General features: G+C 64.1%; 25 protein-coding genes. 7 read left to right on the forward strand and 18 right to left on the reverse strand.

The features are described 5' to 3' along the window. Nucleotides 1-3: 3 nt before the first annotated feature. The 4 genes from FDM28_RS02220 (at nt 4) to FDM28_RS02235 (ending at nt 4,112) form a co-directional block, all read left to right on the forward strand. Nucleotides 4-753, forward strand: a complete 750-nt coding sequence (locus tag FDM28_RS02220; RefSeq protein ID WP_138512594.1) for a metallophosphoesterase family protein — start codon at nt 4-6, stop codon at nt 751-753. Then, nucleotides 750-2,276, forward strand: coding sequence for a bifunctional serine/threonine-protein kinase/universal stress protein (locus FDM28_RS02225; RefSeq protein ID WP_138512596.1), 1,527 nt, complete (start codon nt 750-752; stop codon nt 2,274-2,276). Before FDM28_RS02220 ends, FDM28_RS02225 begins: the two co-directional genes overlap by 4 nt. Nucleotides 2,277-2,297: 21 nt before the next feature. Then, nucleotides 2,298-3,350: a serine/threonine protein kinase gene (locus FDM28_RS02230; protein ID WP_138512598.1), complete on the forward strand. Its 1,053-nt coding sequence runs from the start codon at nt 2,298-2,300 to the stop codon at nt 3,348-3,350. 93 nt (nt 3,351-3,443) lie between these two features. Continuing rightward, on the forward strand, nt 3,444-4,112 hold the full coding sequence (locus tag FDM28_RS02235) for a phosphatase PAP2 family protein (RefSeq protein WP_138512600.1): 669 nt from the start codon (nt 3,444-3,446) through the stop codon (nt 4,110-4,112). On the opposite strand, the gene FDM28_RS02240 is transcribed toward FDM28_RS02235, so the two are convergent. Further along, nucleotides 4,109-4,975 carry an NAD-dependent epimerase/dehydratase family protein gene (locus tag FDM28_RS02240; RefSeq protein WP_170211571.1) on the reverse strand — a complete coding sequence of 289 codons (867 nt, stop codon included), beginning with the start codon at nt 4,973-4,975 and terminating at the stop codon, nt 4,109-4,111. The two genes, FDM28_RS02235 and FDM28_RS02240, sit on opposite strands and share 4 nt — an antisense overlap. A gap of 44 nt (nt 4,976-5,019) precedes the next feature. Here FDM28_RS02240 and FDM28_RS02245 point away from each other — a divergent pair, with 44 nt between their 5' ends. After that, complete coding sequence (locus tag FDM28_RS02245) at nt 5,020-5,838, forward strand: Rossmann-like and DUF2520 domain-containing protein (RefSeq protein WP_138512604.1); 819 nt, start codon at nt 5,020-5,022, stop codon at nt 5,836-5,838. Here FDM28_RS02245 and FDM28_RS02250 read toward each other — a convergent pair. The 4 genes from FDM28_RS02250 to FDM28_RS02265 form a co-directional block, all read right to left on the reverse strand. Next, on the reverse strand, nt 5,835-6,446 hold the full coding sequence (locus FDM28_RS02250; protein ID WP_138512606.1) for an exopolysaccharide biosynthesis protein: 612 nt from the start codon (nt 6,444-6,446) through the stop codon (nt 5,835-5,837). The two genes, FDM28_RS02245 and FDM28_RS02250, sit on opposite strands and share 4 nt — an antisense overlap. Next, nucleotides 6,443-7,402, reverse strand: a complete 960-nt coding sequence (locus tag FDM28_RS02255; protein WP_138512608.1) for a TerC family protein — start codon at nt 7,400-7,402, stop codon at nt 6,443-6,445. The genes FDM28_RS02250 and FDM28_RS02255 overlap by 4 nt, the downstream gene beginning before the upstream one ends. 277 nt (nt 7,403-7,679) lie before the next feature. Then, complete coding sequence (locus tag FDM28_RS02260; protein WP_138512610.1) at nt 7,680-8,501, reverse strand: phosphatase PAP2 family protein; 822 nt, start codon at nt 8,499-8,501, stop codon at nt 7,680-7,682. A 6-nt stretch (nt 8,502-8,507) separates the two neighbouring features. Continuing rightward, nucleotides 8,508-10,022 (reverse strand): ArnT family glycosyltransferase, encoded by a 1,515-nt coding sequence (locus FDM28_RS02265; protein ID WP_170211573.1) that lies wholly within the window; start codon nt 10,020-10,022, stop codon nt 8,508-8,510. 37 nt (nt 10,023-10,059) lie between these two features. Here FDM28_RS02265 and FDM28_RS02270 point away from each other — a divergent pair, with 37 nt between their 5' ends. Both FDM28_RS02270 and FDM28_RS02275 read left to right on the forward strand, forming a co-directional pair. Further along, nucleotides 10,060-10,287 (forward strand): 4-oxalocrotonate tautomerase, encoded by a 228-nt coding sequence (locus FDM28_RS02270; RefSeq protein ID WP_276611854.1) that lies wholly within the window; start codon nt 10,060-10,062, stop codon nt 10,285-10,287. Between the two features lie 54 nt (nt 10,288-10,341). Continuing rightward, entirely contained in the window at nt 10,342-11,220 is an 879-nt protein-coding gene (locus tag FDM28_RS02275) for a class II glutamine amidotransferase (RefSeq protein WP_138512616.1), read from the forward strand. Nucleotides 11,221-11,266: 46 nt separating this feature from the next. Here the strand turns inward: FDM28_RS02275 and FDM28_RS02280 are convergent, their stop codons facing one another. From FDM28_RS02280 to FDM28_RS02340, 13 genes are all read right to left on the reverse strand, one after another. After that, nucleotides 11,267-11,836, reverse strand: a complete 570-nt coding sequence (locus tag FDM28_RS02280; protein WP_138512618.1) for a PKD domain-containing protein — start codon at nt 11,834-11,836, stop codon at nt 11,267-11,269. Nucleotides 11,837-12,006: 170 nt separating this feature from the next. Continuing rightward, complete coding sequence (gshB, locus tag FDM28_RS02285; protein WP_138512620.1) at nt 12,007-12,969, reverse strand: glutathione synthase; 963 nt, start codon at nt 12,967-12,969, stop codon at nt 12,007-12,009. Between the two features lie 60 nt (nt 12,970-13,029). Beyond that, the gene (locus FDM28_RS02290; RefSeq protein ID WP_138512623.1) at nt 13,030-14,247 is read right to left on the reverse strand and encodes a benzoate/H(+) symporter BenE family transporter; all 1,218 of its coding nucleotides are present in this window, start codon (nt 14,245-14,247) and stop codon (nt 13,030-13,032) included. A 63-nt stretch (nt 14,248-14,310) separates the two neighbouring features. Beyond that, nucleotides 14,311-16,179 carry a potassium transporter Kup gene (locus tag FDM28_RS02295; protein ID WP_138512626.1) on the reverse strand — a complete coding sequence of 623 codons (1,869 nt, stop codon included), beginning with the start codon at nt 16,177-16,179 and terminating at the stop codon, nt 14,311-14,313. Nucleotides 16,180-16,349: 170 nt separating this feature from the next. Further along, nucleotides 16,350-17,636, reverse strand: coding sequence for a glutamate--cysteine ligase (gshA, locus tag FDM28_RS02300; protein WP_138512628.1), 1,287 nt, complete (start codon nt 17,634-17,636; stop codon nt 16,350-16,352). A gap of 127 nt (nt 17,637-17,763) precedes the next feature. Next, nucleotides 17,764-18,801 carry a GGDEF domain-containing protein gene (locus FDM28_RS02305; RefSeq protein WP_138512630.1) on the reverse strand — a complete coding sequence of 346 codons (1,038 nt, stop codon included), beginning with the start codon at nt 18,799-18,801 and terminating at the stop codon, nt 17,764-17,766. A 205-nt stretch (nt 18,802-19,006) separates the two neighbouring features. Next, a complete protein-coding gene (locus FDM28_RS02310) occupies nt 19,007-20,329 on the reverse strand; it encodes a glutamate-5-semialdehyde dehydrogenase (protein ID WP_138512632.1) in 1,323 nt (440 codons plus the stop codon). A gap of 45 nt (nt 20,330-20,374) precedes the next feature. Further along, nucleotides 20,375-20,932 carry a hypothetical protein gene (locus tag FDM28_RS02315; protein ID WP_138512634.1) on the reverse strand — a complete coding sequence of 186 codons (558 nt, stop codon included), beginning with the start codon at nt 20,930-20,932 and terminating at the stop codon, nt 20,375-20,377. A 23-nt stretch (nt 20,933-20,955) separates the two neighbouring features. Further along, the gene (holA, locus tag FDM28_RS02320; RefSeq protein WP_138512636.1) at nt 20,956-22,053 is read right to left on the reverse strand and encodes a DNA polymerase III subunit delta; all 1,098 of its coding nucleotides are present in this window, start codon (nt 22,051-22,053) and stop codon (nt 20,956-20,958) included. 146 nt (nt 22,054-22,199) lie between these two features. Then, entirely contained in the window at nt 22,200-23,108 is a 909-nt protein-coding gene (locus tag FDM28_RS02325; protein WP_138512638.1) for an arginase, read from the reverse strand. Then, nucleotides 23,105-24,157: an ornithine cyclodeaminase gene (locus tag FDM28_RS02330; RefSeq protein ID WP_138512640.1), complete on the reverse strand. Its 1,053-nt coding sequence runs from the start codon at nt 24,155-24,157 to the stop codon at nt 23,105-23,107. The genes FDM28_RS02325 and FDM28_RS02330 overlap by 4 nt, the downstream gene beginning before the upstream one ends. Before the next feature lie 177 nt (nt 24,158-24,334). Then, nucleotides 24,335-24,814: an Lrp/AsnC family transcriptional regulator gene (locus FDM28_RS02335; protein WP_138512642.1), complete on the reverse strand. Its 480-nt coding sequence runs from the start codon at nt 24,812-24,814 to the stop codon at nt 24,335-24,337. A gap of 2 nt (nt 24,815-24,816) precedes the next feature. After that, entirely contained in the window at nt 24,817-25,317 is a 501-nt protein-coding gene (locus tag FDM28_RS02340; RefSeq protein ID WP_206021898.1) for an LPS-assembly lipoprotein LptE, read from the reverse strand. Nucleotides 25,318-25,322 lie beyond the last annotated feature (5 nt).

The raw sequence follows: 25,322 nt of genomic DNA on the forward strand, positions 1-25,322 counted from the left end.
CGGATGAGACTGGCTTTGCTGTCCGACATTCATGGCAACCTGCAGGCTTTGGAAGCCTGCCTGGCGCACGCGCGCGCGCAGCGGGTGCAACGCTTTGCCTTTCTGGGCGACATGGTGGGCTATGGCGCCCAACCGGCGCAGGTGCTGGAGCGCATCATGCTGCTCACCGAAGAAGGGGCCATCGTGCTCAAGGGCAACCATGACGAGATGGCGGTCACACCGCCCACCGTGACCAAAACCATCGGCGACAGCACCGCCAGCTGGACGCACCAGCAACTCAGCGCCAGCCAGCGCGCCTGGATAGCCGCCCTGCCCCTGACCCACCACATGGACAGCGTGATGCTGGTCCACGCCAGCGTGGATGCACCCGAACTCTGGCGCTATGTGTACGACCAGCGCAGCGCTACGGAGAGCCTCAACGCCGCCAGCGCCCTGCCGGATGTGCGCTACGTATTCGGCGGCCACGTGCACTTGCAAAGCCTCTACTACCGCGGCACCGATGGCTTGATGAAATTCACCCCGCAGGCCGGCGTGGCTGTGCCGGTGCCCAAGCACCGCCAGTGGCTCAGCACCGTGGGTTCGGTAGGCCAGCCGCGCGATGGCAACCCGCAAGCCATGTATGCCTTGCTGGACACAGAGCGCCAGCAGCTCACCTTCCACCGCGTGCCCTACGACCACTACGCGGCGGCGAGCGCCATCCGCCGTGCAGGCCTGCCCGAGTTCTTTGCCCAACGCCTGGAGGAAGGCCGATGAAACTGCTGGAGCCCGGCGAGGTATTGGACGGCTTCCTGATCCAGGCCTGCATCCACTCCGGTGGCATGGCCCACATCTACGAGGTGGTGTATGCCGACGGCCGGCCGGGCCCGGGCTTTGACATGGCCATGAAGGTGCCGCGCATGACGGCGGGTGACGGGGCCGAAAACATCGTCAGCTTCGAGGTGGAGTGCCAAATCATGCAGGCCCTGAGCGGCCCGCACACGCCGCGTTTTGTGGCAGCCGGCGACCTGCTCAACGTGCCCTACCTGGTCATGGAATATGTGCACGGCCGCACCCTGCAGCATTGGCTGGATGCGCCGCAGCCGCTGGACATTGCCGAGATCACCCGCCTGGGCGCGGCGGTGGCACGGGCCGCCCATGCCCTGCACCAGCAAAACACCGCGCACCTGGACCTGAAGCCTGCCAACGTGCTCCTGCGCGATGACGGCAGCGCTGTGCTGCTGGACTTCGGGCTCTCTTGCCACGCCCACTTTCCGGACCTGCTGGCCGAGCAGTTGCGCAAGGCCGTGGGCTCGCCCGCCTGGATTGCCCCCGAACAGGTGGTGGGCGTGCGCGGCGACCCGCGCAGCGATGTATTTGCCATCGGTGTCATGCTCTACCAGCTCTGCACAGAGGAGCTGCCTTTCGGCGAGCCGCAAACCAATGCCGGCTTGCGCCAGCGCCTGTGGATGGACCCGGTGCCCCCCCGCAAACGCCGCTCGGATGTGCCCGCCTGGCTACAGGAAGTGGTGCTGCGCTGCCTGGAGCCGGAGGCCGCCAAGCGCTACCCGTCGGCCGCCCACCTGGCCTTTGACCTGGCCCACCCGACCCAAGTGCATGTCACGCGACGGGGCACCAACCTCGAAGGCACGCCGTTTCGCACTCACTTCAAGCGCTGGATCAAGGCGGCCGGCATGCACTACCAGCCCAGCCCCGTGCCCTCGCAGCAGGTGGAAGAGGTGCCCATCGTCATGGTGGCAGTGCCGCACAAGGACGCCAGCGACGCCACCCTCTACAGCCTGCGCCAAGCCGTGGCTCGCTCGCTGGGCACCCGCCCCGGCGCCCGCCTGGCCTGTGTCACCGTCATCTCCGGCAGCCAGACCAGCGCGTCGGACGAGGACCGCAGCGAAACCAATGTGCACCGCCGCTACCTCAATGCCCTGCGCCAATGGGCCCAGCCGCTGGACTACCCCGGCCACCAGATCTCCTGCCACGTGCTGGAGAGTGGCGACGTGGCCCAGGCCCTGCTGGACTACGCCCGCGGCAACAACGTGAGCGTGATCGTCATGGGCGCGGCTACCCACGGGCTGATGACGCAGCGCTTTGTGGCCACCGTGCCCATCAAGGTAGCGATGGAGGCGCCGTGCACCATCATTCTGGTCAAGCAGGCACTGCCGTTTGAGCACCTGGGGGGTGGCGCGGGCGCGGCGTCTGCGCAAGGCGGCTATTCGGACTCGGATGCCGATGCGGATTCCGGCGGCACCTCCGGCTACGGCAACGACCTCGGCCCACTGGGCTAAAAAGCGGGGGACAATCCCCGCATGACTCCACCTACCGCGCCTAGCGCAGCGCACCCGTTCGAATCCCTCACCCCTGACCTGGTGCTCGACGCCCTGGACAGCGTGGGCCTGCGGGGCGACGGGCGGCTGACCGCCCTCTCGTCCTACGAGAACCGGGTGTACCAGGTTCAACTGGAAGACGGCGCCCCGGTGGTCGCCAAGTTTTACCGCCCGGAGCGCTGGAGCGATGCCCAGATCCAGGAAGAGCACGACTTTGCCGCCGAGCTGATGGCCGACGAGATCCCCGCAGTCGGGCCACTAGTGCTTAATGGTCAGACCCTTCACCACTTCGGTGGCTTCTCGTTTTCGGTGAGCCCCCGCCGTGGTGGCCGCCCGCCCGAACTGGACGATGGCGAGGTGCTGGAGTGGATTGGCCGCTTTCTGGCCCGCATCCATGCCGTGGGGGCCCAGCGCCCGTTTGTGCACCGCCCGGCCCTGGACGTGCAGACCTTTGCCATCGAGCCCATGCAGTGGCTACTGGCGAACCAGATGGTGCCGCTGGATGTGCAAAACCTGTGGAGCGAGCGCTGCCAGCAAGCTATTGATTTGATAGCTGCTCGCGCAGATATGGCGAGCGCTACAGGCAAAAACAAGACCAATACCAGTGGTATACGCCAGCTGCGCCTGCATGGCGACTGTCACCCCGGCAACATTCTCTGGACGCCGACCGACGTGGCGGCCAGCGCAGGCCCCGGCCCGCATTTTGTGGACCTGGACGACGCCCGCACTGGCCCGGCGTTGCAAGACCTCTGGATGCTGCTCAGCGGCGACCGGCAGCAGCAAACCCGCCAGCTCGGCATGCTGGTGGATGGCTACGAGCAGTTCCGCGAGTTCGACCGCGCCGAGCTAGCACTGATCGAGCCCCTGCGCACCCTGCGCCTGATTCACTACAGCGCCTGGCTGGCCCGGCGCTGGAGCGACCCGACCTTTCCGGCCAACTTTCCGTGGTTCGGCAGCAGCGACTACTGGAAAGGCCAGATCCAGATGCTGGAAGACCAGATCGAGTCCATGGGCGAGGACCCGCTGATCGTCTAGGCCCGGCTTAGCCCGTTCGACCCACCCGGCGACAGGAGCAGCTCACCGCAGCGCGACTACACTGGCGCCTCTTTTGCACTGCCGCATTTCCCCATGCCCGACACCCTGCCCCTGAGCACCACGACCTGGTGGGTCATCACCCACATGGGTGCATCCAGCCTGCTACTGCCTGCGTTCGTGCTGGTGCTGGGTGGCATGTGGGAGAGTGGCGCACGCACCGTGGCCCGCGTATACCTGCTGCGCATGCTGGTGGCGGTGACGATCACCGTCATCAGCAAGTGCTTGTTCTTCGGCTGGGGCATCGGCATTGCCGCACTGGACTTCACCGGCATCAGCGGCCACACGCTATTGGCCACCAGCATCCTGCCACTGTTGTTGCGCGGCATTCCGTGGCCGGCGCTGCAAGCCCGTGGCTGGGGCGCGGCGGCCGGCTGGGCGCTGGCCTTGGCGGTCGGTGTTTCCCGGGTGATAGTGAATGCCCACAGTGTGAGCGAAGTCGTTGCGGGCTGGCTACTGGGCGCCACCGTGAGCTGGCCCACCTTGCGCGCGCTGGGCAGCACGCAGCTGACACATTGGGCCAGCAAGCTCGCCCCGCTGGTGTTGCTGCTGGCGTTTCACACCGGCAGCGCGACCTACCTGCCCACCCACGACATTGAGGTTCGCCTCGCACTCTGGGTGTCCGGGCAAGGCAAACCGTTCATGCGCCATCACCTGCACAGCGGCCGGCCGGCCCTCCCGCCAGCCCTCAAAGCGGGGCCCTAGGCCCACGCAGGGTTCAGCACCTCGTCCACCCCGTAGCGCGGCGCATAGCCCAGCAAGCGCGTCGCTTTGGCGTGCGAAATCAGGGGGGCGGTGCCTGCAAAGCCGGGGGCAAACTGGGTGACCTCCGGCCAGAACTCGGCCATCAGCGCACGGCCATCGCGGCCCGTCCAGTTGTGCGGGCCGGTGATGAAAAAGGCTTCGTGCTTGTGCTCCAGATCGACTTCCAGCGCCAGACAGTGCGCGGTAGCCACATCCCGTGCATCCACAAAGGTCCAGATGTTTTTGTACCAGTGGGGGTACTCCGCCACCAGCGTGCGGTAGAAGGGGCGCTGCGCTTCGTCCGGCAGCCATACCCAGGGCATGCGCAGGCAGACGGTGCGCATGCCATAGCGCTCGGTGTAGGTTTTGCAAATCTGCTCGCTCACCACTTTGCTCAGACCATACGGGTCCTGCGGGCGGGCCGGGTGGTCTTCATCCACCGGGATGTACAAAGGCGCCAAGCGGTGTGTCGCGAAGGCGAAGCCCATGGTCGACTCGCTGGAGGTGAACACCACTTTGGCAATGCCATGCTGGGCGGCGGATTCCAGCACGTTGAAAGTGCCGTTCACATTCACGTCAAACACCCGCTTGGCCGGATCGTTGAGCGGGTGCGGAATGCCCGCCACATGCACAACAGCGTCGTACCCGGCCATGGCCTGCAGCACCGCATCCAGCTGCAGCACGTCCACGGCATGGTGCGCCACGTCGCTGCGAGCGGGGGCCGCCAGATCCAGCACACCCACGGTGTACCCGTGCTGCACCAGATCGTCCACAATGTATTTGCCGACGGCACCTGTGCCGCCTGTAACCAGAATTTTTTTCATGGCGCCATGGTAGCGGCGCCCACTGTTTCCGGAGTGAAGCGCGCGTGACAACCCTGAACCTGATTGGTGCCGGCCGGGTCGGCCGCACATTGGCCACCTTGTGGGCACGACATGGCGTGTTCGAGATTCAAGATGTGCTGGCCAGCCGCTTGGCGAGTGCCCGAGAAGCCTGTACCGCGATGGGCGCAGGCACAGCAGTAGGTAGCTTGCAGGCCATGCGCCCGGCCGATGTGTGGATGGTGGCGGTGCAGGACGCCCGGATTGCGGAAGTCGCCCGTGCACTGGCTGCCACGCAAGCATCCGGGGCCACCCGCCCCATCGTCTTTCATTGCAGCGGCGCCCAGAACGCCGGCAGCTTGCAGCCCTTGGCCAACCTGGGCTGGCGCACGGCCAGCGCGCACTGCATCCTGAGTTTTACCCAGGTCGAGGCGGCGGTGCAACAATTTGCTGGCACGGCCTGTGCGCTCGAGGGCGATGCCACAGTATGCGCGGTGCTCGAGCCTGCTTTCCAAACCATTGGCGGCCAGTGCTTCCGGGTGGCCGGAGAAGACAAGGTGCTGTACCACGCTGCGGCGGTGTTTGCGACCAACTTTTTGCCTGTGCTGCAGTCAGTCGCAGAAGCGGCGTGGACCCGCACCGGTGTGCCCACGCACTTGCTGCCTCAACTGCGCGCCAACCTGCTGCGCAACGCGGTGGACAACATTACCCGCCTCGGGCCCGCCGGTGCCTTGACCGGACCAGCAGCGCGGGGCGATGTAGCAGCCATTGAACGGCAGGCCGCCGTGGTGCAGGCGTGGGACGCACCCAGCGGCGAGGCCTACCAAGCCCTCAGTGCGCTGGCTTTGCGCCTGGCGGGGCACTAAACCGGCAGGGCGCTGCCCCACCACGCAGGCAACACCTGCCACAGGCCACCTGCCAGCATGGCCATGGCCCCCAGCAACGCAAGCCCCACTGCCGCACCGGCCAACAGCGCCAGGCCGTCTTCAAACACCCACCCCAGCCCGATCAACAGCAGGGCAATGGCCGGCACGATATTGCCCAAGGGAATGGGCAAAAAAATCAGCACAGCCATCAAGGCCACCAATGGCGCCAGCCACACCCGGTGCCGCGCCTGCACCCACCAAGCCATGCGCGGGCGCAGGGCCCGCGAGGCTTGCTCATACATCCAGGCCAAGGCATTCAGGGCGCGGCGCGCCATGGGCGCCGACAACATGAAACGCCCCACGCGCCGGGGCATGACCACGCGGGGAAAGTAGCGCCAGATCATCCAGGCCAGCGCGAGCAGGCCCACCGACATCAAAGACCCCGCACCGGGCACGGGGAGCAGGCAAGGCACGGTCAGGACCACCAGCAGGCCGCCGGCCCCCGAGGAGCCATGCAAGCGAAACAGCTGCTGCAGGCTCATGGGCACGTCGGGCAAGGCCTGCGCGGCCGCCCGGAGGCGCTCGGCCTGGGTGCGGGCCACGCTCATGTGGCTTCCGGTGACTTGGCCGTGCGGACGCTCAACCACATGGTGGCCGCCAGAATGCCCACCACCACGCCCAGGGACACGCCCACCGGGATTTTGTAAATGTCGATCAGGCACATCTTGGATCCGATGAACACCAGAATCACCGCCAAGCCGTAGTTGAGCAAGTGGAACTTGTTGGCCACTGCCGCCAGCAGGAAGTACATGGCACGCAGGCCCAGGATGGCAAACACGTTGCTGGTCAGCACGATGAAGGGGTCGCTGGTGATGGCAAAGATCGCGGGGATGGAGTCCACCGCAAAAATCACGTCGGTCAGGGCCACCAGGCAGATCACCATGAACAAGGGGGTAGCGATTTTTTTGCCGTTTTCCACGGTCCAGAATTTCTCACCATCGAACTGCTTGCTCACAGGCAGCACCTTGCGCAAGAGCTTGAGAGCGGGGTTGTCGTCCAGGCTGGGCTCCTGGCCCGCGGCCCACCACATCTTCACACCGGTGAGGATCAAGAAGGCGCCGAACACATACAAAATCCAGTGGAACTCGGCCAGCAACCAGCCGCCCACCAGAATCATGAGCGAGCGCAGCACGATGGCCCCGATGATGCCGATCATCAGCACCCGCTTCTGGTAGTGCGTGGGCACCGCGAAGTAGGTGAATATCAGCAGGAAGACAAAGATGTTGTCCACCGCCAGCGACTTCTCGATGAGGTAGCCGGTGAGGAATTCGAGCGACTTGGTGTTCGCGATCTCGGTCGAGCCGGTGCTGTCTTTGACCGCCCACCAGAACAAGCCGTTGAACAAAAAGCTCAAGGCAATCCAGACCAGCGACCAGTTGAGCGCCTCTTTGACGCCGATGTCGTGCGAGCCCTGTTTTTTGAGGACCACGAAGTCGATGAACAGCGACACCAGAACGATGCCGATGAAAGTGGCCCATAGCCACAGCGGTGCAATTGTTTGCATATGCAAGACCCAGAAAATGGTTGAAACATTCCCTGTAGGTCTTGCGGGAGAGCGCACTGGTGGCGCCTCTGCATGTTCCGGCCGGGGCAATGAAAACCACCCGCGACGTACTGACGAAACATGCAAACCCGGCACCTGCGCGCCGGGCTTGCTACTCCCCTAAAGGTGGGCGGATCATGACAGAAAAAATGAAATTCCATCAGTAGGCCTGCTTTCCCCGGGGACATTAGCTATCAAATAGATAGCTTCTTGCGCATATTCCACGGGCGCCAGAGGCCTATTTCTTTAAGAACCGTGTCTGCAACAGACGCCAGAGGTAGGCCAGCAAACTGAGTACCGCCACCACCGCCAGCACCATTTGCGCCGGGTGGTTTTCCGCAAAGTCCAGCTCCTCGGTCAGCAGGTGGTACACGGACAAGGCCACCAGCACCGCCGCTATGCGCAAGCCCCATGCGGAGGGCGCAAACTGCTTTTCAGGCAAACGTATCCAGACCTGGTGCCCCAACAAACCGGAGAGCAACCCCAGGCTCGCCCCCACGGCCACATCACCGGGCCAGTGCGCGCCCACTGCGATGCGGGACAGGCCGGTACCCGCCGCCAGCACCAGCAGCCACCAGTGACGCCGGCGCTGGGCCACGGTAAGCGCAAAGTAGATGCCGGACGCCACCGCAAACGCCGTCAGCGTATGGCCGGAGGGCATGGACACGTTGTGCAGCAACTCGCCCACTACCCGCATCTGCGCGTTGTCCACCACCGCAGCAGGGCGCGGGCTCTCGATGAAAAACTTGCCGGTGCGCGCAAACAGCACCGCAAAGGGCGCGGCACACAGCCAGGCCACCATCAGCCGGGGCGCCAGCACCAGCAAAGGCGCGGTCACGGCCAGCAAGCCCCAGCCATTGCCCAGGAGCGACAAACCGGTCCAGAACTCCGCCGCCACCGGCGCGCACCACTGGTTGATGACCAGGAACATACCCGGCTCCCACACCTGCAACCACAGCGGGGCGCCGAGCACAAAAATCACCAGCGGCCACCACCAACTGCGGGCGGACACCGGGCTGGCAAGGGCGTGGGGCGTGGTCGGGGCAGGCAACATGGGCATGGGGATTCAGAAGGTGGGCGCGAGTGTAAGCCGTGGCTGCGGCGTGGCGCCGGACCAGCCCCGGCAATCGTAAAAGCGGAAGCTCGCCAGCGGCAGGCCCCAGTGCTGCACCGGCAGGCTCTCCAGCAAGGTGCAGGACGCAAAGCCATGGGCACCGAGCGGCGGGTCATACGCCATGTGCGACCAGTCCACCAGCAAAGCGCCCTCACCTGCCGGCACCTCCCCCGCCCAGAGCTTGAATTGCGAGTCGCCATCTTCCAGCACCACCACCGGCAAGGACCGTGCGTACCAGCCCAAGCGGCTGCCCAGCGTCCAGTTCTGCACGGCAACGCGGAGTAAACCACGTTGCTGCGCGAGCGTGTGGGCACGGGCGCCGGCCACGTCCCAGCCGTGCAAATCCGCAAACGGGTTGGGCTGCGGGGCCACGGCAGCGTCGCTGCCCGGCACCACCGGCCAACCGGCTGTGCTCATCAGCCCCAGCAGCCCCGCGCACACCAGTGCCTGCAGCGCTGCCACCGCGACCAGCCACCCGCGCGCCGCACCGCGCCATAGCCGCGCCACACCCAGACCGGCCAGGGGCGCCAGCGCCACCCAGGACGGCGCCGTCCAGTGCGGCAACGCCGTACCACCGCCGGACATGTAGGTGAAGATCGCAAAGGGAATCACAAACAGCCAGACCAAGGGGCGCAAAGCGACGGGCGCGCTGCGCCAACCCGGCACCGCACACAGCAACAGCGGGCCAAAGACCACCAGCTGCGTCAACAGAAAGCGCCCCACATGCGCGGCTTGCCACACACTGCCCTTGCCGTGGGCCAACTGGTAGGTGAACGATATCCAGTGATTTTGCGCATTCCACACCAGCACCGGCGCAATCAGCACTGCGGCCAGACCCACGCCACCCCAGAGTGCCGGCAAGCGCAGCACCCGCCAGCCCTGTGCACCCACGATGCAGACAGCCACAGCCACTGCGGTGAACACGGCGGTGTATTTCGCCAAACCCGACAGGCCCAGCAGCACGCCCATGACCAGCCAAGGCGCGGTGCGCGTAGTGGCGCCGGGCTGCATCAGGGTCCAGGTCTGGTGCATCAAGGCGACCGTCAATGCCATCAACAAGGTGTCGGGCAACAAGCCGATACCCAGGATGTGCAGCAAGGGCGCCAGCGCCAGCGCCATCACGGCGGCCAACGCAGCCTGGGGTGCCAAGGGCCGTCCGGCCAGCAGGCGCAGGGTGAGCCGGTGCACGCCCCACACGGTGAGCAGCCAGCACAAGCCCGGCACCAGCCGCAGCACGGCCACCGGCGCATCCAGGGCCACCAGCGGAATTTGCACCCAGCCCACCAGGGGCGGGTGGTCAAAGTAACTCAGGGCCGGGTGGGCGGCGTAGAGCAGGTAGTGCGCCTCGTCCACCGACAGGCCCAGCACCGCGCCCAGCACCGCGTGCAACACAAACAGCCACAGCAGCACCCGGTAAGACACCGTGTGCGCATCGGCGGGAGAGCGGGACGGGAACAAAACTTGCAAGGGACGAGTCGGAGGAAAATGGCAATCCCGCAGTCTAATCTGCGCGCCCTATCTCCACACCCCAAGGAAGACCATGCCCACCTACCATGTTGAAATGTTTGAAGGCCGCTCCCCCGAGCAAAAGAAGCAGCTGGTGGAAGAAGTGACCCGCGTTACCGCCGAAACCCTGGGCTGCTCGCCCGAGGCGGTGGACATCATCATCACCGAAGTCAAACGCGAAAACTGGTCCACCGGCGGCAAGCTCTGGTCCGAGCCGCGCGCATAAGCTCAGAGCGTTTTCGCATTTCTCGCCACCCCCCCTGCGGAGTAAACTGTTTCCATGTGCCAATTGCTTGGAATGAACAGCCATTTGCCGGCCAGCCTGACGCTGAGTTTTACCGGTTTTTCGCAGCGCGGCGGCTGCACCGACCACCATGCGGACGGCTGGGGCATTGCCTTCTTCGAGAGTGAGGGCGACCTTCCGGGCAAAGCAGCACGGCACTTTGTGGACAAGGAGAGCGCCTCGACCTCGCCGATTGCGGCCATGCTCAAGAGCTACCCGATCAAGAGCCATAACGTAGTGGCGCATGTGCGCAAGGCCACGGTAGGCGCCGTCACACTGGAAAACTGCCACCCCTTTACCCGCGAGCTGTGGGGCCGCTACTGGGTGTTTGCCCACAACGGCGACCTGAAAGAGTTCAACCCGCCGCTGCACGGCAGCTTCAAGCCCGTGGGCAACACCGACAGCGAGTTGGCGTTTTGCTGGCTGCTGCAGGAGCTCAACAAGTCTCACGCCTCGGTACCCTCGGTGGAGGAGCTGACCTGCACCCTGACCGAGCTGGTGCCCCAAATTGCCAAGCACGGCACCTTCAATTTCTTGATGAGCAACGGCCAGGCTTTGTGGGCCCACGCCAGCACCAAGCTCTGCTATGTGCTGCGCCAACACCCCTTCCCGGAAGTGCAGCTCAAGGACGAAGACATCACGGTGGATTTGTCGAACCTGAACGGCCCCGAAGACCGGCAGGTGATTGTGGTGACCGAACCTCTCACCACCAACGAACCATGGGTTGCCATGGAGTCCGGCGAGCTGCAGGCCTTTGTCGATGGCCGCCCGCTCACCCGCGCCCTGTGCAAGGCCACCTTGACGGCAGCCGCCGCTGCAGCGGCTGCTCAGCGGGAAGCTGAAGAGGCCGCCAAGGCCGCAGCCCTGGCCGGTTAAGCCCCCACGCACCGCCTCAGTGCGGGGCGCGACCTCACTGCCCTTTTCAGAGCTTGCAGCCGAACTGGCCCTTCTTGGTGTTCTCGAAATAGCTCAAGTCACCCTTGCACTCCGGCTTGGCAGCGGGCAATGCCGTACCCGGCTTGGCGGCACAGGTAAAGGCGCCGGTCTTGGCGTTGAACTTGCCAGAGAGCTTCCAGGGCTTTTCGCACACATCACCAGGCTTGGCGGGTGCGGCTGGAGCTGCCGCTTTGGCCGCGCCGGTCACGGTGATGTCGACGGCGCGCTCAGGGCCACCGCAGTTGGGGTGGTTCTGCACATTTTTGCCGCCCAAGGTCACGTGGTAGCTGCCGGGCTTGTCGTAGGTGCGCGTCACCACCAAAGGCACAGGGGTACTCACATCGCTCACCGCGTCTTTGAAGGTGCCATCGCCAAAGCCCACCACGAAGCCGCAGTAGTTGGCATTGATCACGTCGATATTGGCGGTGATGGTGACAGGCTCACCCACCTTGACGTTGGTGCTGGAAGCCGTGATGGTGCCCAGCACCTGGGCTTGAGCGGCGGTGGCCAGCAAAGCGGCAGCGGTCGCTGCGAAGAGGGAAGTACGAAGTTTCATAGCAAGTCATCTCCAGTAGGCATGCCGCTGCGCCAGCGCTGGCCGCGGACCATGTGAACCGGATTTTGCGCCTTGCGACGCAGCTTGCCCCGTGGCCAGATCAAGCCGGGGCACAAAAAAGACCCCAAGCGTGAAGAATTGCCGGCCCCCTCACTCGGGGACTACCTACCTCACGCCGCTGCCTGGGCAGCCTCCAAAGCGTCGATGAACATGGCGGGCACATTGAAGCCCGTCTGGTCGGTGATTTCCTGAAAGCAGGTCGGGCTGGTCACGTTGATTTCGGTCAGGCTGTCGCCAATGATGTCCAGCCCCACGAGCAGCAAACCACGCGCGGCGAGGATGGGCCCCAAGGCTTCCGCAATCGCGCGGTCGCTGTCGGTCAGCGGCTGGGCCACGCCTTTGCCACCGGCCGCCAAATTGCCGCGTACCTCCCCGCCCTGGGGAATGCGCGCCAGGCAGAACGGCACGGGTTTGCCGCCAATCACCAGCACACGTTTATCTCCATCTTTAATGGCAGGCAGAAACTTCTGCACCATCAGTGTCTGGGCGCCTTCCTTGTTGAGCGTCTCGATGATGCCGCCCAGGTTCAAGCCGTCGTCTTTCACGCGGAAGATGCCCATGCCGCCCATACCGTCCAAAGGCTTCAGAATGATGTCGCGGTGCTCCGCATGGAAGCGGCGCACATCGTCCGCGTCACGGGTGACCAGCGTGGGGCCGATGAACTGGGGGAACTCCAGAATCGCCAGCTTCTCGGGGTGGTCGCGCAAAGCGCGGGGTTTGTTGAACACCTTGGCGCCTTCGCGCTCGGCCTGCTCCAGCAGGTGGGTGGCGTAGAAAAACTCGCTGTCAAACGGCGGATCTTTGCGCATGACCACGCAGTCGAAGTCCTTCATTGCCTGGGGCCGCTCGTCGGGCTTGCTCTGGGCGGCGGTAAACCACACATCGGGCGCACCGGTGAGTGTGATGTCGCGCACATAGGCCGTGACCACACCGCCGCGCTGCCACATGATGTCTTTGGGCTCGCAGGCGCTGATGCGGTGGCCCCGCTTCTGGGCCTCTCGCATCATGGAGAAGGTGGTGTCCTTGTAAATCTTGAACGACTCCAGCGGGTCGGCCACGAAAAGAATGTGCATGGTGTTTCTCTGCAAAAAATGAGGTGCCGATGCGGGCACCGTTGCCGCCCCTAACCCGGGCTAGCCCTTGGCGTGCGGGGCACGACCTACATGTTGCACCAAAAGCGCCAACACCCCGGCCACCACGCCCCAAAAGGCCGAGCCGACACCGGCTATTACCACCCCGCTGAGCGTGACCAGAAAAGTGATGAGCGCGGCCTCGCGGTTGCGCTCGTCCTGCAAGGCCGCATGCATGGCACCACCGATAGTGCCCATCAAGGCCAAACCGGCAATCGCCGCCACCAGCTCCTTGGGGAAGGCGGTCAGCACGCCGGTAATGGCCGCACCGAACAGGCCGATCACCACGTAAATCGCGCCGCACGAGGCGGCTGCGGTGTAGCGGCGCTCCGGCTGGGCATGCGCTTCCGGCCCCATGCAAATGGCGGCGGTGATAGCACTCAGGTTCAGGGCAAAAGCGCCAAACGGGGCCAGCACCAGCGTCACCAGCCCGGTGAGCGTGATGACCTTGGAGATGGGAATGCCAGCATCGCCCCCCTGGGCGCGGCGGTCTGCAAAACCGGCGGCCTGAATGGCGGCCACACCGGGCAAATTCTGCGAGGCCATGGTCACCACAAACAACGGCAAGGACATGCTGATGAACGCCGCCAGCGAGAACGCAGGCGCCACGAAGACCGGCATTGTCAAGCCAAAATGAATGCTAGCGCCCGTGAATTGTGCGCGATTAGCTACAAAAATAATAGCAACCAGCAAAGTGAGCGGCACCGCATACCGGGGCACCCAGCGCTTGCCCAGCAGATAGGTCACCAGCATCAACCCCACCAGAGGCAGCGCCGTTTGCGCAGCCCCGAAGCCCTGCAAACCGAAGCGGGCCAACACCCCGGCCAACAAGGCAGACGCCAGCGCGAGGGGAATGCGGTTCATCACCCGCTCAAACCAGCCGGTGGCTCCCGCCACAGTGATGAGCAGAGCGCACAGCATGAAAGCGCCCACGCCATCGGCCATGGTGAAGCCGCCCGCCGTCGCCGCTGTGGCGAGCACCGCCGCGCCGGGCGTGCTCCAGGCCACCATGACCGGCTTCTTCCACCACAGCGAGGGCAACAAGGAGCACAGCCCCATGCCCAAGCCCAGCGCCCACATCCACGAGGCCACCATCTCCGGAGTGGCCCCCAGCGCCAGGGCTGCTTGAAACACGATGGCGACCGAGCTGGTAAACCCCACCAGCACCGCCACAAAACCGGCGGTGAACGCCGAGAGACTCAGGTCTTTGAAAAATCGCATGGCGCCATTGTCAGCGATGCGGGAGGCGCCCCACGCAGCGGAGGAGCGTGGGGGCGTGAGTCCCTAGATTTCGATTTTGGAGCCCAGCTCCACCACCGAGTTATTAGGCAAGTTCAGAAAGTCGGCTGCCGCACTAGCGTTGTGGTGCATTTGGGCAAACAGCTTTTCACGCCACGGCGCCATGCCTTCGCCCAAGGTGGGCACCACCGTGTCGCGCGAGAGGAAGTAGCTGGTGGACATGGCATCCAGCGCACAGCCACGGCCGCGCATCTGCTCCAAGGCCTTGGGCACATCGGGGTCGTTCTTGAAGCCGTAGTTGATGGTGACCTGCCAGCAATCGTGGCCCAGCGATTCAATTTGCAAGCGCTTGTCCAGCCCGATCCACGGCACTTCGTGGTTGCGCACGGTCACAAACAGGTTGTTGGCGTGCAGCACCTTGTTGTGTTTGAGGTTGTGCAAGAGCGCATTCGGCACCGTGCCCGCGTCTGCGGTCAAGAACACCGCAGTGCCCTCCACCCGTGCAGGGGGGCTGACGAACACGGCTTCCAGAAAGCTCGGCAAATCCAGAGAATCCGCACGCAACTTGGCATTGAGCAGGCGCCGGCCATCCTTCCAGGTGAGCATCAGGGTGAAGATGGCGCCACCGATCATCAGCGGGAACCAGCCGCCGTCAAACAGCTTGAGCAGGTTGGACGCCCAGAACGCGAAGTCCACGACAAAGAAAAACCCGGTCGCCAAAATGCACAACCACAGCGGGTACTTCCAACCGTAGCGGATAACGTAGAACGTCAGCACCGTAGTGATCAGCATGTCAGTGCACACCGCAATACCGTAGGCGGCAGCGAGGTTGCTGGAGGACTTGAACATCACCACCGCCAGCACGATCGCCACGAACAAACCCCAATTCACAAAGGGCAGGTAGATCTGGCCGGTGTCTTTGACACTGGTGTGCGTCACCTGCAAGCGCGGCAGGTAGCCGAGCTGGATCACCTGCTTAGTCACAGAAAAAGCGCCCGAGATCAGCGCCTGAGAAGCAATCACCGTCGCCATGGTGGCCAGCCCCACCAAGGGGAGCAAGGCCCAGTCCGGTGCCATCAAAAAGAAGGGATTTTTGACCGCCTCCGGGTGGTCCAGCAGCAAAGCGCCCTGGCCGAAGTAGTTGAGCGTGAGCGCGGGCATGACCACCGAGAACCAAGCCAGGCGGATGGGCTTTTTGCCGAAATGCCCCATGTCCGCATACAGGGCCTCGCCCCCGGTCACGCAGAGCACCACGGCACCCAAAATGATGAAGGTGGTGCCCGGGTTCTCCCACATGAAGCCCAGGGCGTAATGCGGGCTGATGGCCCACAGAATGCGCGGCTGGTCGATGATGTGGCTCACCCCCAACACCGCAATCACCATGAACCAGACCACGGTGATCGGGCCGAAGAACTTGCCGATGCCGGCCGTACCCCGCTTTTGCACCGCAAACAGGCAAAACAAAATGACCAGGGTGAGCGGAATCACATAGCGCTTGAAGCCGGGGGAGATGACCTCCAGGCCCTCCACCGCCGACAGCACCGAAATGGCCGGGGTGATCACCCCATCGCCATAAAACAGGCAGGTGCCGAATATGCCGATGATCAGCAGCACCCGGCGCAGGTCCGGCCGGTCTTTGACCGACTGCGAGGCCAGCGCCAGCATGGCGACCAGCCCGCCCTCACCATGGTTATCGGCGCGCAACACCAGTACCACGTACTTGATGGAGACGATGACGGTGAGCGTCCAGAAGAAGATGGAGAGGATGCCGTAGACGTTGTCTTCGGTAAAAGGCACATGGCCGGAGCCGAAGACCTCTTTCATGGCGTACAGCACGCTGGTGCCGATGTCGCCGTACACAACGCCAATGGCACCGAGCGTGAGTGCCGCGAGAGACGATTTGGATGCTGACACAAAAACCCCCGGCCTGCGAAGGGCGCCGGGTTCCGTTCCTGAAGGGATCGCTATTTTGCTCTTCGTCTGTGCGCGGGCAAGTAGCAAATCTTCAAATTACGGGGTTTTTGCAAGCGTGTTGCACTGCAGCAACTGCACCCCTGCGGGCGGTGCTGCGGGCTTGACGGGGCTCAGTCGTAGCGCTCTGCGTCGGGATCGGTCGCTTCGAGCTCGTAGCTGGCGGCCAGCATGGCCAGGCGGCCGATAACGCCGTACATATAAAAGCGGTTGGGCGCGCTGGCGCCGGGGCGCACGCCGGGCTGAGGTAAGTGCGTACTCTCGGCGAAAGCCAAGGGCACGTAGCTGGAGCCGGGGGCGCTGAGGTTTTCATCCACCCCACGCTCAGCATGCATGCGGTAAAAACCGCCCACTACATACCGGTCCATCAGGTAGACCACCGGCTCGGCCACGGCGTCGTTGACGCGCTCGTTGGTTTGCACCCCTTCTTGCAGAATCAGCTCCAGCGGATCGGGAGCATCGTCCACCCCAGCGCCCATGGTGCGGAGCTTGGCCTCCAGGTCTTTGGTGTCGCGGATGGACAAAATGGTGTTGCCGCTGGTGCGATTGTCGGCCTTGATGACGAGGAAGGGCTTTTCCTTGATGCCGTATTCCTTGTACTTTTTCTTCACCTTGGTGAGCATGCCGTCGATGCGGCCGGCCAGGTCGGCCAGGCCCTCGGGCGTGCGCAGGTCGGCCACCCCGTATTTCTCGAACATCGGGGTCATCAGCCAGTGGTCCACGCCGATGAGCTTGCCAAAGCGCTTGGCCACTTCTTCATAGCAGCGGAAGTGGGTGCTCTTGCGGCGGGTGGTCCAGCTGGCGTGCAGCGGGGGCAGCAGGTACTGCTCGTGCAGGTCTTCCAGAATGCCGGGCACGCCGGTACGCAAGTCGTTGTTGAGCAGGATGGTGCAGGGGTCAAAGTCCTTCACCCCCAGGCGGCCCTTGGTGCGCACCACCGGCTCCAGGGTGATGGATTCGCCCCCCGGCAGCTCGATGGTGGTGCTTTTCTTGATGTCGGGGCTGATGGAGCCGATACGCACATTCAGGCCGGCCATATTGAAAATGCGGCGCAGCTGGGCCAGATTGCTCAGGTAAAAGGTGCTGCGGGTGTGGTTCTCCGGCACGATGAGCAGGTTGCGCGCTTCGGGGCAGATTTTTTCAATCGCCGCCTGGGCCGCCTGTACCGCCAAGGGCAGCATGGCGGGGGTCAGGTTGTTCCAGCCGCCGGGGAAAAAGTTGGTGTCCACCGGCGCCAGCTTGAAGCCGGCGTTACGCACATCCACGGCGGTGTAAAACGGCGGCGTGTGCTCCATCCACTCCAGGCGGAACCAGCGCTCGATGGCGGGCATCGAGTCCAGGATGCGCTGTTCGAGTTCATTGATGGGGCCTGTGAGGGCGGTGATGAGGTGCGGAACCATGCGCGTGGCTTTCTATGGGGGGGTAGAGCGACATTCTAGAAGTGCACGTGTACATGGGGCCATCCCGCCCGAATACAAGCACACCCACAGGCCATAAAGCGCCCCTGCCTCGCCCGAAGGCCGGCGTTCAGAACAACTCGGTCGAGCCGTAGCGCATGTCTTGCAGCAGGCCGCGCTGCAACAGGTCATCAAACGACTGCACCTGGTTGCGCCCCTGCTCTTTGGCGCAGTAGAGCGCCCGGTCGGCCCGGCCGATGTTCTCGGAGGGCGACAACACCGGGTCAATGATGGTGTAGCCCACGCTGACCGTGACTTTTTCCACCTGCGGGAAGTAGTGCGACTCCACCTTGCTGCGCACCCGCTCAAACAGCGCGCGGGTAACCTCCGGCGTATCGGCGCCGGCCACCACCAAAAACTCTTCACCGCCGTAGCGATAGACCGGGTCACTCTTGCGGAAGCAGCTCGAAATCAGGCGGGAGATCAGCAGCAGGATTTCGTCACCCAGGATGTGGCCGTAGGTATCGTTCACCTTTTTAAAGTGGTCAATATCGATCACCGCCAGCGAATACATCTGGATCACGCTGCTGCGCCGCGCATCGGTCTGGGTGGACTCCCGGCCCAGCACCGACCACATGCGGTCGATGTTCAGGTCCATGGCGTGGCGGTTGTAGAGGCCGGTGAGCCGGTCGCGCTGGCTCTCGTCCAAGAGCGCGTGGTAGTTGGAGTAAACCCGCAAGATGCCGTTGATAAGCGCCTGGTCGTGGTCACCCATGGGTTGGCTCAGGCGCATGCTCACCAAGCCGCTCAGGCCTTGCGAGCCCATCAGGGGAAACATTTGCACCCCCCCGGTGGCGGTGCGGCGGGCGGCGGGCTTCAGGCTCAGCACCACGGTTTGGGCCAGGCTGCGCACGTCTTCCGGCACATCGATATGGGTGTACACCGTGTCGACCTGCTCGGTGTCGCGGCCCATGCTGCCGCCGCGAACCTCAATCTGCCGGTGGTAATGCAGCACTTTGGTGACTTCGTGGCTGCTATCCAGCGTCCAGAGGGAGAGGTCGTCCACATTCACGGTGGAGCCGATGGCGCGCAGCAGGCTGTGCTCGATGGCGGCGAAATCGCGGGTCGCGGTGATTTTTTCCAGTTTGGAGAGAAGCGAGATGCTCACGTTTTTGTACTTTCCTGTTTCCAACGGCACGTCTGGGCGCACTGTTTTGTGTTGTAGCGTCTTGCTTGCTGCTGAAATTACACCGGGAATAGACGCAGATCAAGGAAATATTGCGCATTTGGCGCACCTGTGCACACCCCAAAGAGGCGTTGAAGGCGACTGACAGGCGGGGCCACCACAGGGCGACCCTCGCGGCGGGCGGGGCTTAGCCGCGCACTTCGCCCTCGCCCAGCACCACGTATTTCAGCGAGGTCAGGCCTTCAATGCCAACCGGGCCGCGCGCGTGGAACTTGTCAGTGCTGATGCCGATTTCGGCCCCCAAGCCGTACTCAAATCCATCGGCAAAGCGGGTGCTGGCGTTGACCATGACACTGGCCGAATCCACCTCACGCAGAAACTTTTGCGCGTGCACGTGGTTGGTGGTGAGGATGGCGTCGGTGTGGTGGCTGCTGTACTGGTTGATGTGGGCAATCGCCTCATCCACCCCGGCCACCACCTTCACGCTGACGATGGGGGCGAGGTATTCCTCGTACCAGTCCTGCTCGGTGGCGGGCACCAGTTTTGCTACCAAATCAGGAGCTTCTTGCGCAGAATCCACGGGCGCTAGCGGCATATTTGACTTCAAAATAGCCAGCGCCTCGGGGTCGCAACGCATCTCCACGCCCTTGGCGGCGTAAACCGCGCCGATGCGCGGCAAAAACTCGGCCGCCACGCCACGCGCCACCAGCAGGCCTTCGGTGGCGTTGCAGGGGCTGTACTTGTTGGTTTTGGCGTTGTCGGCCACCTTGACGGCCATGGCGATGTCGCAGGGGTCGTCCACGTAGGTGTGGCAGTTGCCGTCCAGGTGCTTGATGACGGGCACCTTGGCATCGCGGCTGATGCGCTCAATCAAGCCCTTGCCGCCGCGCGGGATGATTACATCCACATACTGTGGCATGGCAATCAGCTGGCTGACCACCTCGCGGTCGGTGGTTTGGACGAGCTGCACCGCGTCCGCCGGCAGGCCGCTCTCCACCAGGGCCTGTTGCACCAACTTGGCCAACGCCTTGTTGGAGTCAATCGCCTCGGAGCCGCCACGCAAAATGCAGGCGTTGCCACTCTTGATGGACAGGCTGGCCGCCTCAATCGTCACATTCGGGCGGCTCTCAAAAATCATGCCGAACACGCCGATAGGCACCCGCATCTGGCCCACGCGGATACCGCTGGGCTGCTGCTTCATGCCGATGATTTCGCCAATCACATCCGCCATGGCGGCCAGCTGCTCGCAGCCTTCGGCACAGGTGTCCAGCACCTTGGGCGTGAGCTTGAGGCGGTCCACCATCGGGGCGGACAAGCCGTTGGCCACGGCGCGCTCTATGTCCTTGGCGTTGTCCACCTGCAGGGCTTGGGTGTTCTCCCGCAGCAACTCGGCCAGGCGGCGCAGCGCTCTGTTTTTCATAGCTGCTGGCGCACGCGCCATCAGCGCAGAAGCCACTTTTGCTTGAGAACCGAGGGCGAGGGTGGTGTCGAGGGTAGAGGTCGCGTTCATACAGGGATTTTCGCAGAAGCCGGAAGCACAGGCTCTGACAGGGCTTCAGCCACCCGCCAGGCTGCCGGACCAGCGCTCCAAATCCTGCACCACTCCACCCAAGGCCATGGCCTCAGTCACCACGGCCTGCCAGGCCGGGGCCTCCACCCGCACGCCAAACTGGTACATCGCTTGCGCCATGCGCCGGGCCACGTGGTCTTGCCATTCCTGCGGTTGCGGCATGCCGCCCAGTGCGCTCAGCACCCGCTGCTTGGCCTCTGGCATGCCTTGCACGCGCATAAGTTTGAGCAGGCGCTGTTGCGTCTCGGGCTGAACCTGCGAGCTGCCCGCGTGGCGGTGAATCGCCTCGTTGAGCAGCATCTCGGTGACCTGGGCTTCGTCGTGGCTGGCACGGCTCCAGACGATGTCTCCCTCAAAGTGCTGCAGGCTGCGTTTGAAGGCGGTGGGCCCGGTGGCCAGGGGGGTGCTGTGGAAAAAACAGAAACCACGCGCATTCCATTGCCGGGCTTCGATGCGGTGCCAGTCACCATCCAGCGCCAAGTGCAGGCGGATGGAAATGGGATTGTGCCGCTGCACATGCCGCTGGGCGGGGGTGGCATCCATCAGCGCGACACCGTGTGGAAGTGTCAGCGGCGCAGACCGCCCGGTGGCACAGCCTTGGCGGGCGCCGCGCAGAGCGCGCACAGTTGCAAGGCAAGGCGGTGCAGCGCCTGCCAGCCGGAGACGGGCCAGTCCGGCTGCTTCAGGCCTTTGACAATCCCGTCCACCACATGGGCGGACTGCAACAGCTCCGCCAAGGTGCGCTCGGACAACTTGGGCAACACCCGTTCAAACAGGCGCTCTTTGGCGCCCCAGATGCGGTTTTCGCGCAGCGCCATCGGCAAGGGGCGGCCTTGGCCCATGGCGTCTTTGACGCGCTTGAGGGCCCGGATGTCTTCGGCCAGGGTGTAGTGCACCAGCACTTCGGCTTCTCCCTCGGCCTGCAAACCATCGAGCATGCGTTGCACGCGCCCGGCCTGGCCGGCGAGCACTGCTTCTGACAACTTGAACACGTCATAGCGCGCCACATTGAGCACCGCGCTTTCCACCTGCGCCAGCGTCAAGATGCCGCCATGGGCCTCTGCCGGGTAGAGCAAGCCGAGTTTCTGGATTTCCTGGTGCGCGGCGAGCAAGTTGCCTTCCACCCGGTCCGCAAAAAACTGCAGGGTGCGCTGCCCGTCTTCCCCCGCCTCGACCCGCTGCCCTTGCGCCCCCAGTCGCTGGGCGATCCATTGCGGCAAAGCATTGCGCTCCACCGGGTCCACCTGGAGGGTGATGCCATAGCTCTCCAGCGCGGAAAACCAGGCGCCGGATTTGGTCATCTTGTCCAGCCGGGGCAAGAGCACGATGGTGAGCGTGGAGTCATTGCCCTGCGAACCCTCGGCCAGCTGCTGCAAAGCGACGCTACCGTCCTTGCCGGGCTTGCCGCTGGGAATGCGGATTTCCACGATTTGCTTGTCTGCAAACAGGCTCAGCGAACCACCGGCGGCCAGCACCTCGCTCCAGTCGAAGTGGGCACCGGCGACCGTGTGCGAAGTGCGCTCGGTATAGCCCTGGGTGCGGGCGTGGGCGCGAATGGTGTCCAGCGCCTCTTGCTGCAAAAGCGGCTCATCGCCATGCACCGTGTACAAGCTTTTGAGCCCGCGCTGCAGGTGGTTGCTGAGTTGATTCGCTGCGAGTTGCATAGGGGCATGAGTTTAAGGCCCCCACGCTCTGCCGCTACGCGGGTCGCTGCCCCAACTACCGAAGGGGTTCCTACGAAACCGTGGGGCTCGTTTCAGCTTGGGGCGGCCCGGCGCTGAAACCAAGGCCCCTACGCTTCACGGGCAGTTCAAGCTGCCAGCTCCATCGCTGCCCGCTCGGGAGCCAATACCGCACACACCAGATCGGTAGCAGCCTGGGCGGTGCGGCCACCAAAGTCGCGTAGCGGGTTGTACTCCGTGAGTTCCATAGCCACGAAACCGGGCTGTTGCTGGCAACCGGCAAGCACCGCCAAAGCATCTGCCAAGCGGATGCCCTGCTCCACTGGTGTGCCGGTGCCCGGAGCGTCGCGCGGGTCCAGGCCATCCAGATCGAAACTAATGCCCCAGCCCGCGGTGCCGCTGTGCGCAATGGCTTGCGCCTCGGCGAAGCAGGCAGCGAATCCGCGCTCCTGCACCTCGGGCATGTACATCACGCGCACGCCCAAGCGAGCGAGCAGCGCCTGCTCGGCCGGCTCATAGCTGCGAGCACCGATGATGGCCACATGCTCCGGGTGCAATTTGCCGCGCCACCCGAAGAGGTCTGTCATGCCCGGCGCGCCATGGCCCAACAAGGCCGCCAGCGGCATGCCATGCGGGGCTTGGGTGTCAGAGGTATCCGGGGTGTGGGCGTCCAGGTGAGCATCGATCCACACCAGCCCCAAAGCGCCTTGCAGGCGCACATGGTCAGCCACCGCACTCCAGGTGCCAACGGCGCAGGAGTGGTCGCCGCCCACCACCAGCGGCTGCTGGCCATGGCGCAGCACCTGCTGCACTGCCAGAGACAGACGATCCGAAAACACCTCGATGGCGTGCAGCCGGCTGGTCGCCGACATGGGCTGCGCGCTCACCGTGTCGCCCCAGGTCACGGTGCGCCCGGTGGCAGACAGGGCGCGAGCCATGCCGTGGTCTTTGAGCGCCGCAGCACCCCATTTGCAACCGCCATCGCTGGCCCCCTCACCGACGGCCGCGCCGATGATGTGCAGGACGTGGTCGCTCATGCTGCTTTGCGCAACACGGGTCGGGCTGCCGTAGCGCAGGCAAACAGGTCTTTGGGGTCTGGCATGTCCGGCACCAGCTGCACCGTGCTGCCCACGCCCAGCTTCTGGGACAAGGCATGCACATAGCGCAGGGCCGACAGGTCTTCCAGCGCAAAACCCACCGAGTCGAACAAGGTCACTTGCGCGGCGTTGTCGCGCCCCACAGCTGTACCGGCCAGCACTTTCCAGAGCGGATGCGTCACAAAATCGGCCGGCATCTGCTGCAACTCGCCCTCGATGCGGGTTTGCGGCTCGAACTCCACAAACACCTTGGCGTGGTGCAGGATCTCGGCCTGCAGCTCGGTCTTGCCGGGGCAGTCGCCGCCCACCGCATTCAGGTGCATGCCGGACTCGATCATGTCGGCCGTGAGGATGGTGGCATTGGTCTTGTCGGCCGTCACCGTGGTCACGATGTCGGCACCGCGCACGGCCTCGCGGGTGGAGGCGCAGCGGACGATCGTCAAGCTGCCCGCATCGGTGTAGGGGCGCAGGTTGGCGACGAGTTTGTCGGTGGCTTTGGCATCCACATCAAACACGCGCAACGTGGTGATGCCCAGCTGAGTCATGAAGGCAATCGCCTGAAATTCGCTTTGCGAGCCATTGCCAATCAGGGCCATGGTTTTGCTCTCGGGCCGGGCCAGCACCTTGGCGGCCATGGCGGAGGTGGCCGCAGTGCGCAGCGCGGTGGTGATGGTCAGCTCGCTGAGCAGCTCGGGGTAGCCGGTCGCTACATCGGCCAGCACGCCAAAGGCCATGACGGTGGACAAGCCCTGCAGCGGGTTCTTGGGGTGGCCGTTCACGTACTTGAAGGCATAGAGCGCGCTGTCAGAGACCGGCATCAGCTCGATCACGCCATTGGTGCTGTGGTTGGCGGTGCGGGGGGATTTGTCAAAGTCTTCCCAGCGCAAAAAGTCTTCGCAGATGGTCTGGGCCATCTCGGACATCATGGGGGCCAGGCCGTGCTGGCGCACCAGCTGCTGCATGTCGTGCACGTCGATATAGCGGGTCATGGGGTTCTCCTCGGGGCATGCGCCGGGAGGGGATGCGGAATCCGCACCTACCGCATCGCCGGGCTGTGCAAGAAGTCTAGGTTCAGCACAGAGGAAGTTAGCGACGAAGCAGAGGGCTCAAAACGCAGCAAACGGCTGCTCCGCATGCACTTTACTTCCGAAACGGAAGTGCCTGCATCAGCGCGTGGTGCGCACCATGAGCGGGAAGCCCGCAAATTCCTTGACCGTTTGCAGCTCGGTGCTGGTGACCACCTTGTCGATGCCCAGCCCCACATCGTCAATCCAGGTGTTGGTCAGGTCCCGGTAATGCGCCAGATCGCGACAGGCTAGGCGCACCAGATAGTCGTAACGGCCGCTCACCAAGTAGCAGGCGATCACCTCCGGGCAGGCCACCATGGCCTGCTCGAAGCGCTGCACGGTGGCCTGACGCTGGTCCTTGAGCGCGATTTCGGCAAACACTGACACATGCTCGCCTATGCTCTGGCGCGCGAGCAGGGCGCGGTAGCCTTCGATATGCCCTTCGTCTTCCAGTTTGTGGATGCGGTTGAGCGTGGCACGGGCCGAGAGGTTGACGGCTTCAGACAGGGCCTGCGCGCTCATGCGGCCATCCTTCTGGAGCAGCTCCAGCAAGGTCTGGTCCACCCGGTCCAGGGCCATCGTCAGGGCTCCAGGGTTTTGATGGCGGCCAGACGGCGCAGCAACTGCTGCACGATGTCCGACTGCATGTCGCGGTAGAGCAGCGCCTCTTCAGTTTCTTTGGCCAACACCGCAGACTCGTTGAAGCTGATGTCGCGCTCCTGCAGGATGTCGGAGGGCTCAATCAGGTCGCGCCCCGCAGACGTGCGCATGCGAAAGCGTATCTTGAGGCGCAACTGGTATTCCCGAACTTGGCCGGAGGCGTTCAAGCCCACCACCACCTTCTCACGCGTCTCGCCGAGGATGTCCACAATCACGTCCGGCGGCTGCCCGCCCGCAGCGGGCGCAACCGGGCGCACCATGGCGCCCAAATAACGCGCCAGCTCGGAGGCAACGGCACCGCCACGCTCCGGCGTCACGGCAATCGTCTCAAACGCAAAGGTCTGCTTGCCGCGCAGCTTGAAGCCGCAGCCCTCCAACAACGCGGCGGCAGACAGGGCAAACAGGTGGCGGCGGTTCAGCATGATGC

Origin of the sequence: Rhodoferax bucti (assembly GCF_005876985.1) — a bacterium.
Taxonomy (GTDB): Bacteria; Pseudomonadota; Gammaproteobacteria; order Burkholderiales; family Burkholderiaceae_C; genus Allorhodoferax; species Allorhodoferax bucti.

Coding starts and splice junctions, on each gene's coding strand:
- FDM28_RS02220 (WP_138512594.1), top strand. CDS start 4: ATGAGACTGGCTTTGCTGTCCGACATTCATGGCAACCTGCAGGCTTTG.
- FDM28_RS02225 (WP_138512596.1), top strand. CDS start 750: ATGAAACTGCTGGAGCCCGGCGAGGTATTGGACGGCTTCCTGATCCAG.
- FDM28_RS02230 (WP_138512598.1), top strand. CDS start 2,298: ATGACTCCACCTACCGCGCCTAGCGCAGCGCACCCGTTCGAATCCCTC.
- FDM28_RS02235 (WP_138512600.1), top strand. CDS start 3,444: ATGCCCGACACCCTGCCCCTGAGCACCACGACCTGGTGGGTCATCACC.
- FDM28_RS02240 (WP_170211571.1), bottom strand. CDS start 4,975: ATGAAAAAAATTCTGGTTACAGGCGGCACAGGTGCCGTCGGCAAATAC.
- FDM28_RS02250 (WP_138512606.1), bottom strand. CDS start 6,446: ATGAGCGTGGCCCGCACCCAGGCCGAGCGCCTCCGGGCGGCCGCGCAG.
- FDM28_RS02255 (WP_138512608.1), bottom strand. CDS start 7,402: ATGCAAACAATTGCACCGCTGTGGCTATGGGCCACTTTCATCGGCATC.
- FDM28_RS02260 (WP_138512610.1), bottom strand. CDS start 8,501: ATGCCCATGTTGCCTGCCCCGACCACGCCCCACGCCCTTGCCAGCCCG.
- FDM28_RS02275 (WP_138512616.1), top strand. CDS start 10,342: ATGTGCCAATTGCTTGGAATGAACAGCCATTTGCCGGCCAGCCTGACG.
- FDM28_RS02280 (WP_138512618.1), bottom strand. CDS start 11,836: ATGAAACTTCGTACTTCCCTCTTCGCAGCGACCGCTGCCGCTTTGCTG.
- gshB (WP_138512620.1), bottom strand. CDS start 12,969: ATGCACATTCTTTTCGTGGCCGACCCGCTGGAGTCGTTCAAGATTTAC.
- FDM28_RS02290 (WP_138512623.1), bottom strand. CDS start 14,247: ATGCGATTTTTCAAAGACCTGAGTCTCTCGGCGTTCACCGCCGGTTTT.
- gshA (WP_138512628.1), bottom strand. CDS start 17,636: ATGGTTCCGCACCTCATCACCGCCCTCACAGGCCCCATCAATGAACTC.
- FDM28_RS02310 (WP_138512632.1), bottom strand. CDS start 20,329: ATGAACGCGACCTCTACCCTCGACACCACCCTCGCCCTCGGTTCTCAA.
- FDM28_RS02315 (WP_138512634.1), bottom strand. CDS start 20,932: ATGGATGCCACCCCCGCCCAGCGGCATGTGCAGCGGCACAATCCCATT.
- holA (WP_138512636.1), bottom strand. CDS start 22,053: ATGCAACTCGCAGCGAATCAACTCAGCAACCACCTGCAGCGCGGGCTC.
- FDM28_RS02325 (WP_138512638.1), bottom strand. CDS start 23,108: ATGAGCGACCACGTCCTGCACATCATCGGCGCGGCCGTCGGTGAGGGG.
- FDM28_RS02330 (WP_138512640.1), bottom strand. CDS start 24,157: ATGACCCGCTATATCGACGTGCACGACATGCAGCAGCTGGTGCGCCAG.
- FDM28_RS02335 (WP_138512642.1), bottom strand. CDS start 24,814: ATGGCCCTGGACCGGGTGGACCAGACCTTGCTGGAGCTGCTCCAGAAG.
- FDM28_RS02340 (WP_206021898.1), bottom strand. CDS start 25,317: ATGCTGAACCGCCGCCACCTGTTTGCCCTGTCTGCCGCCGCGTTGTTG.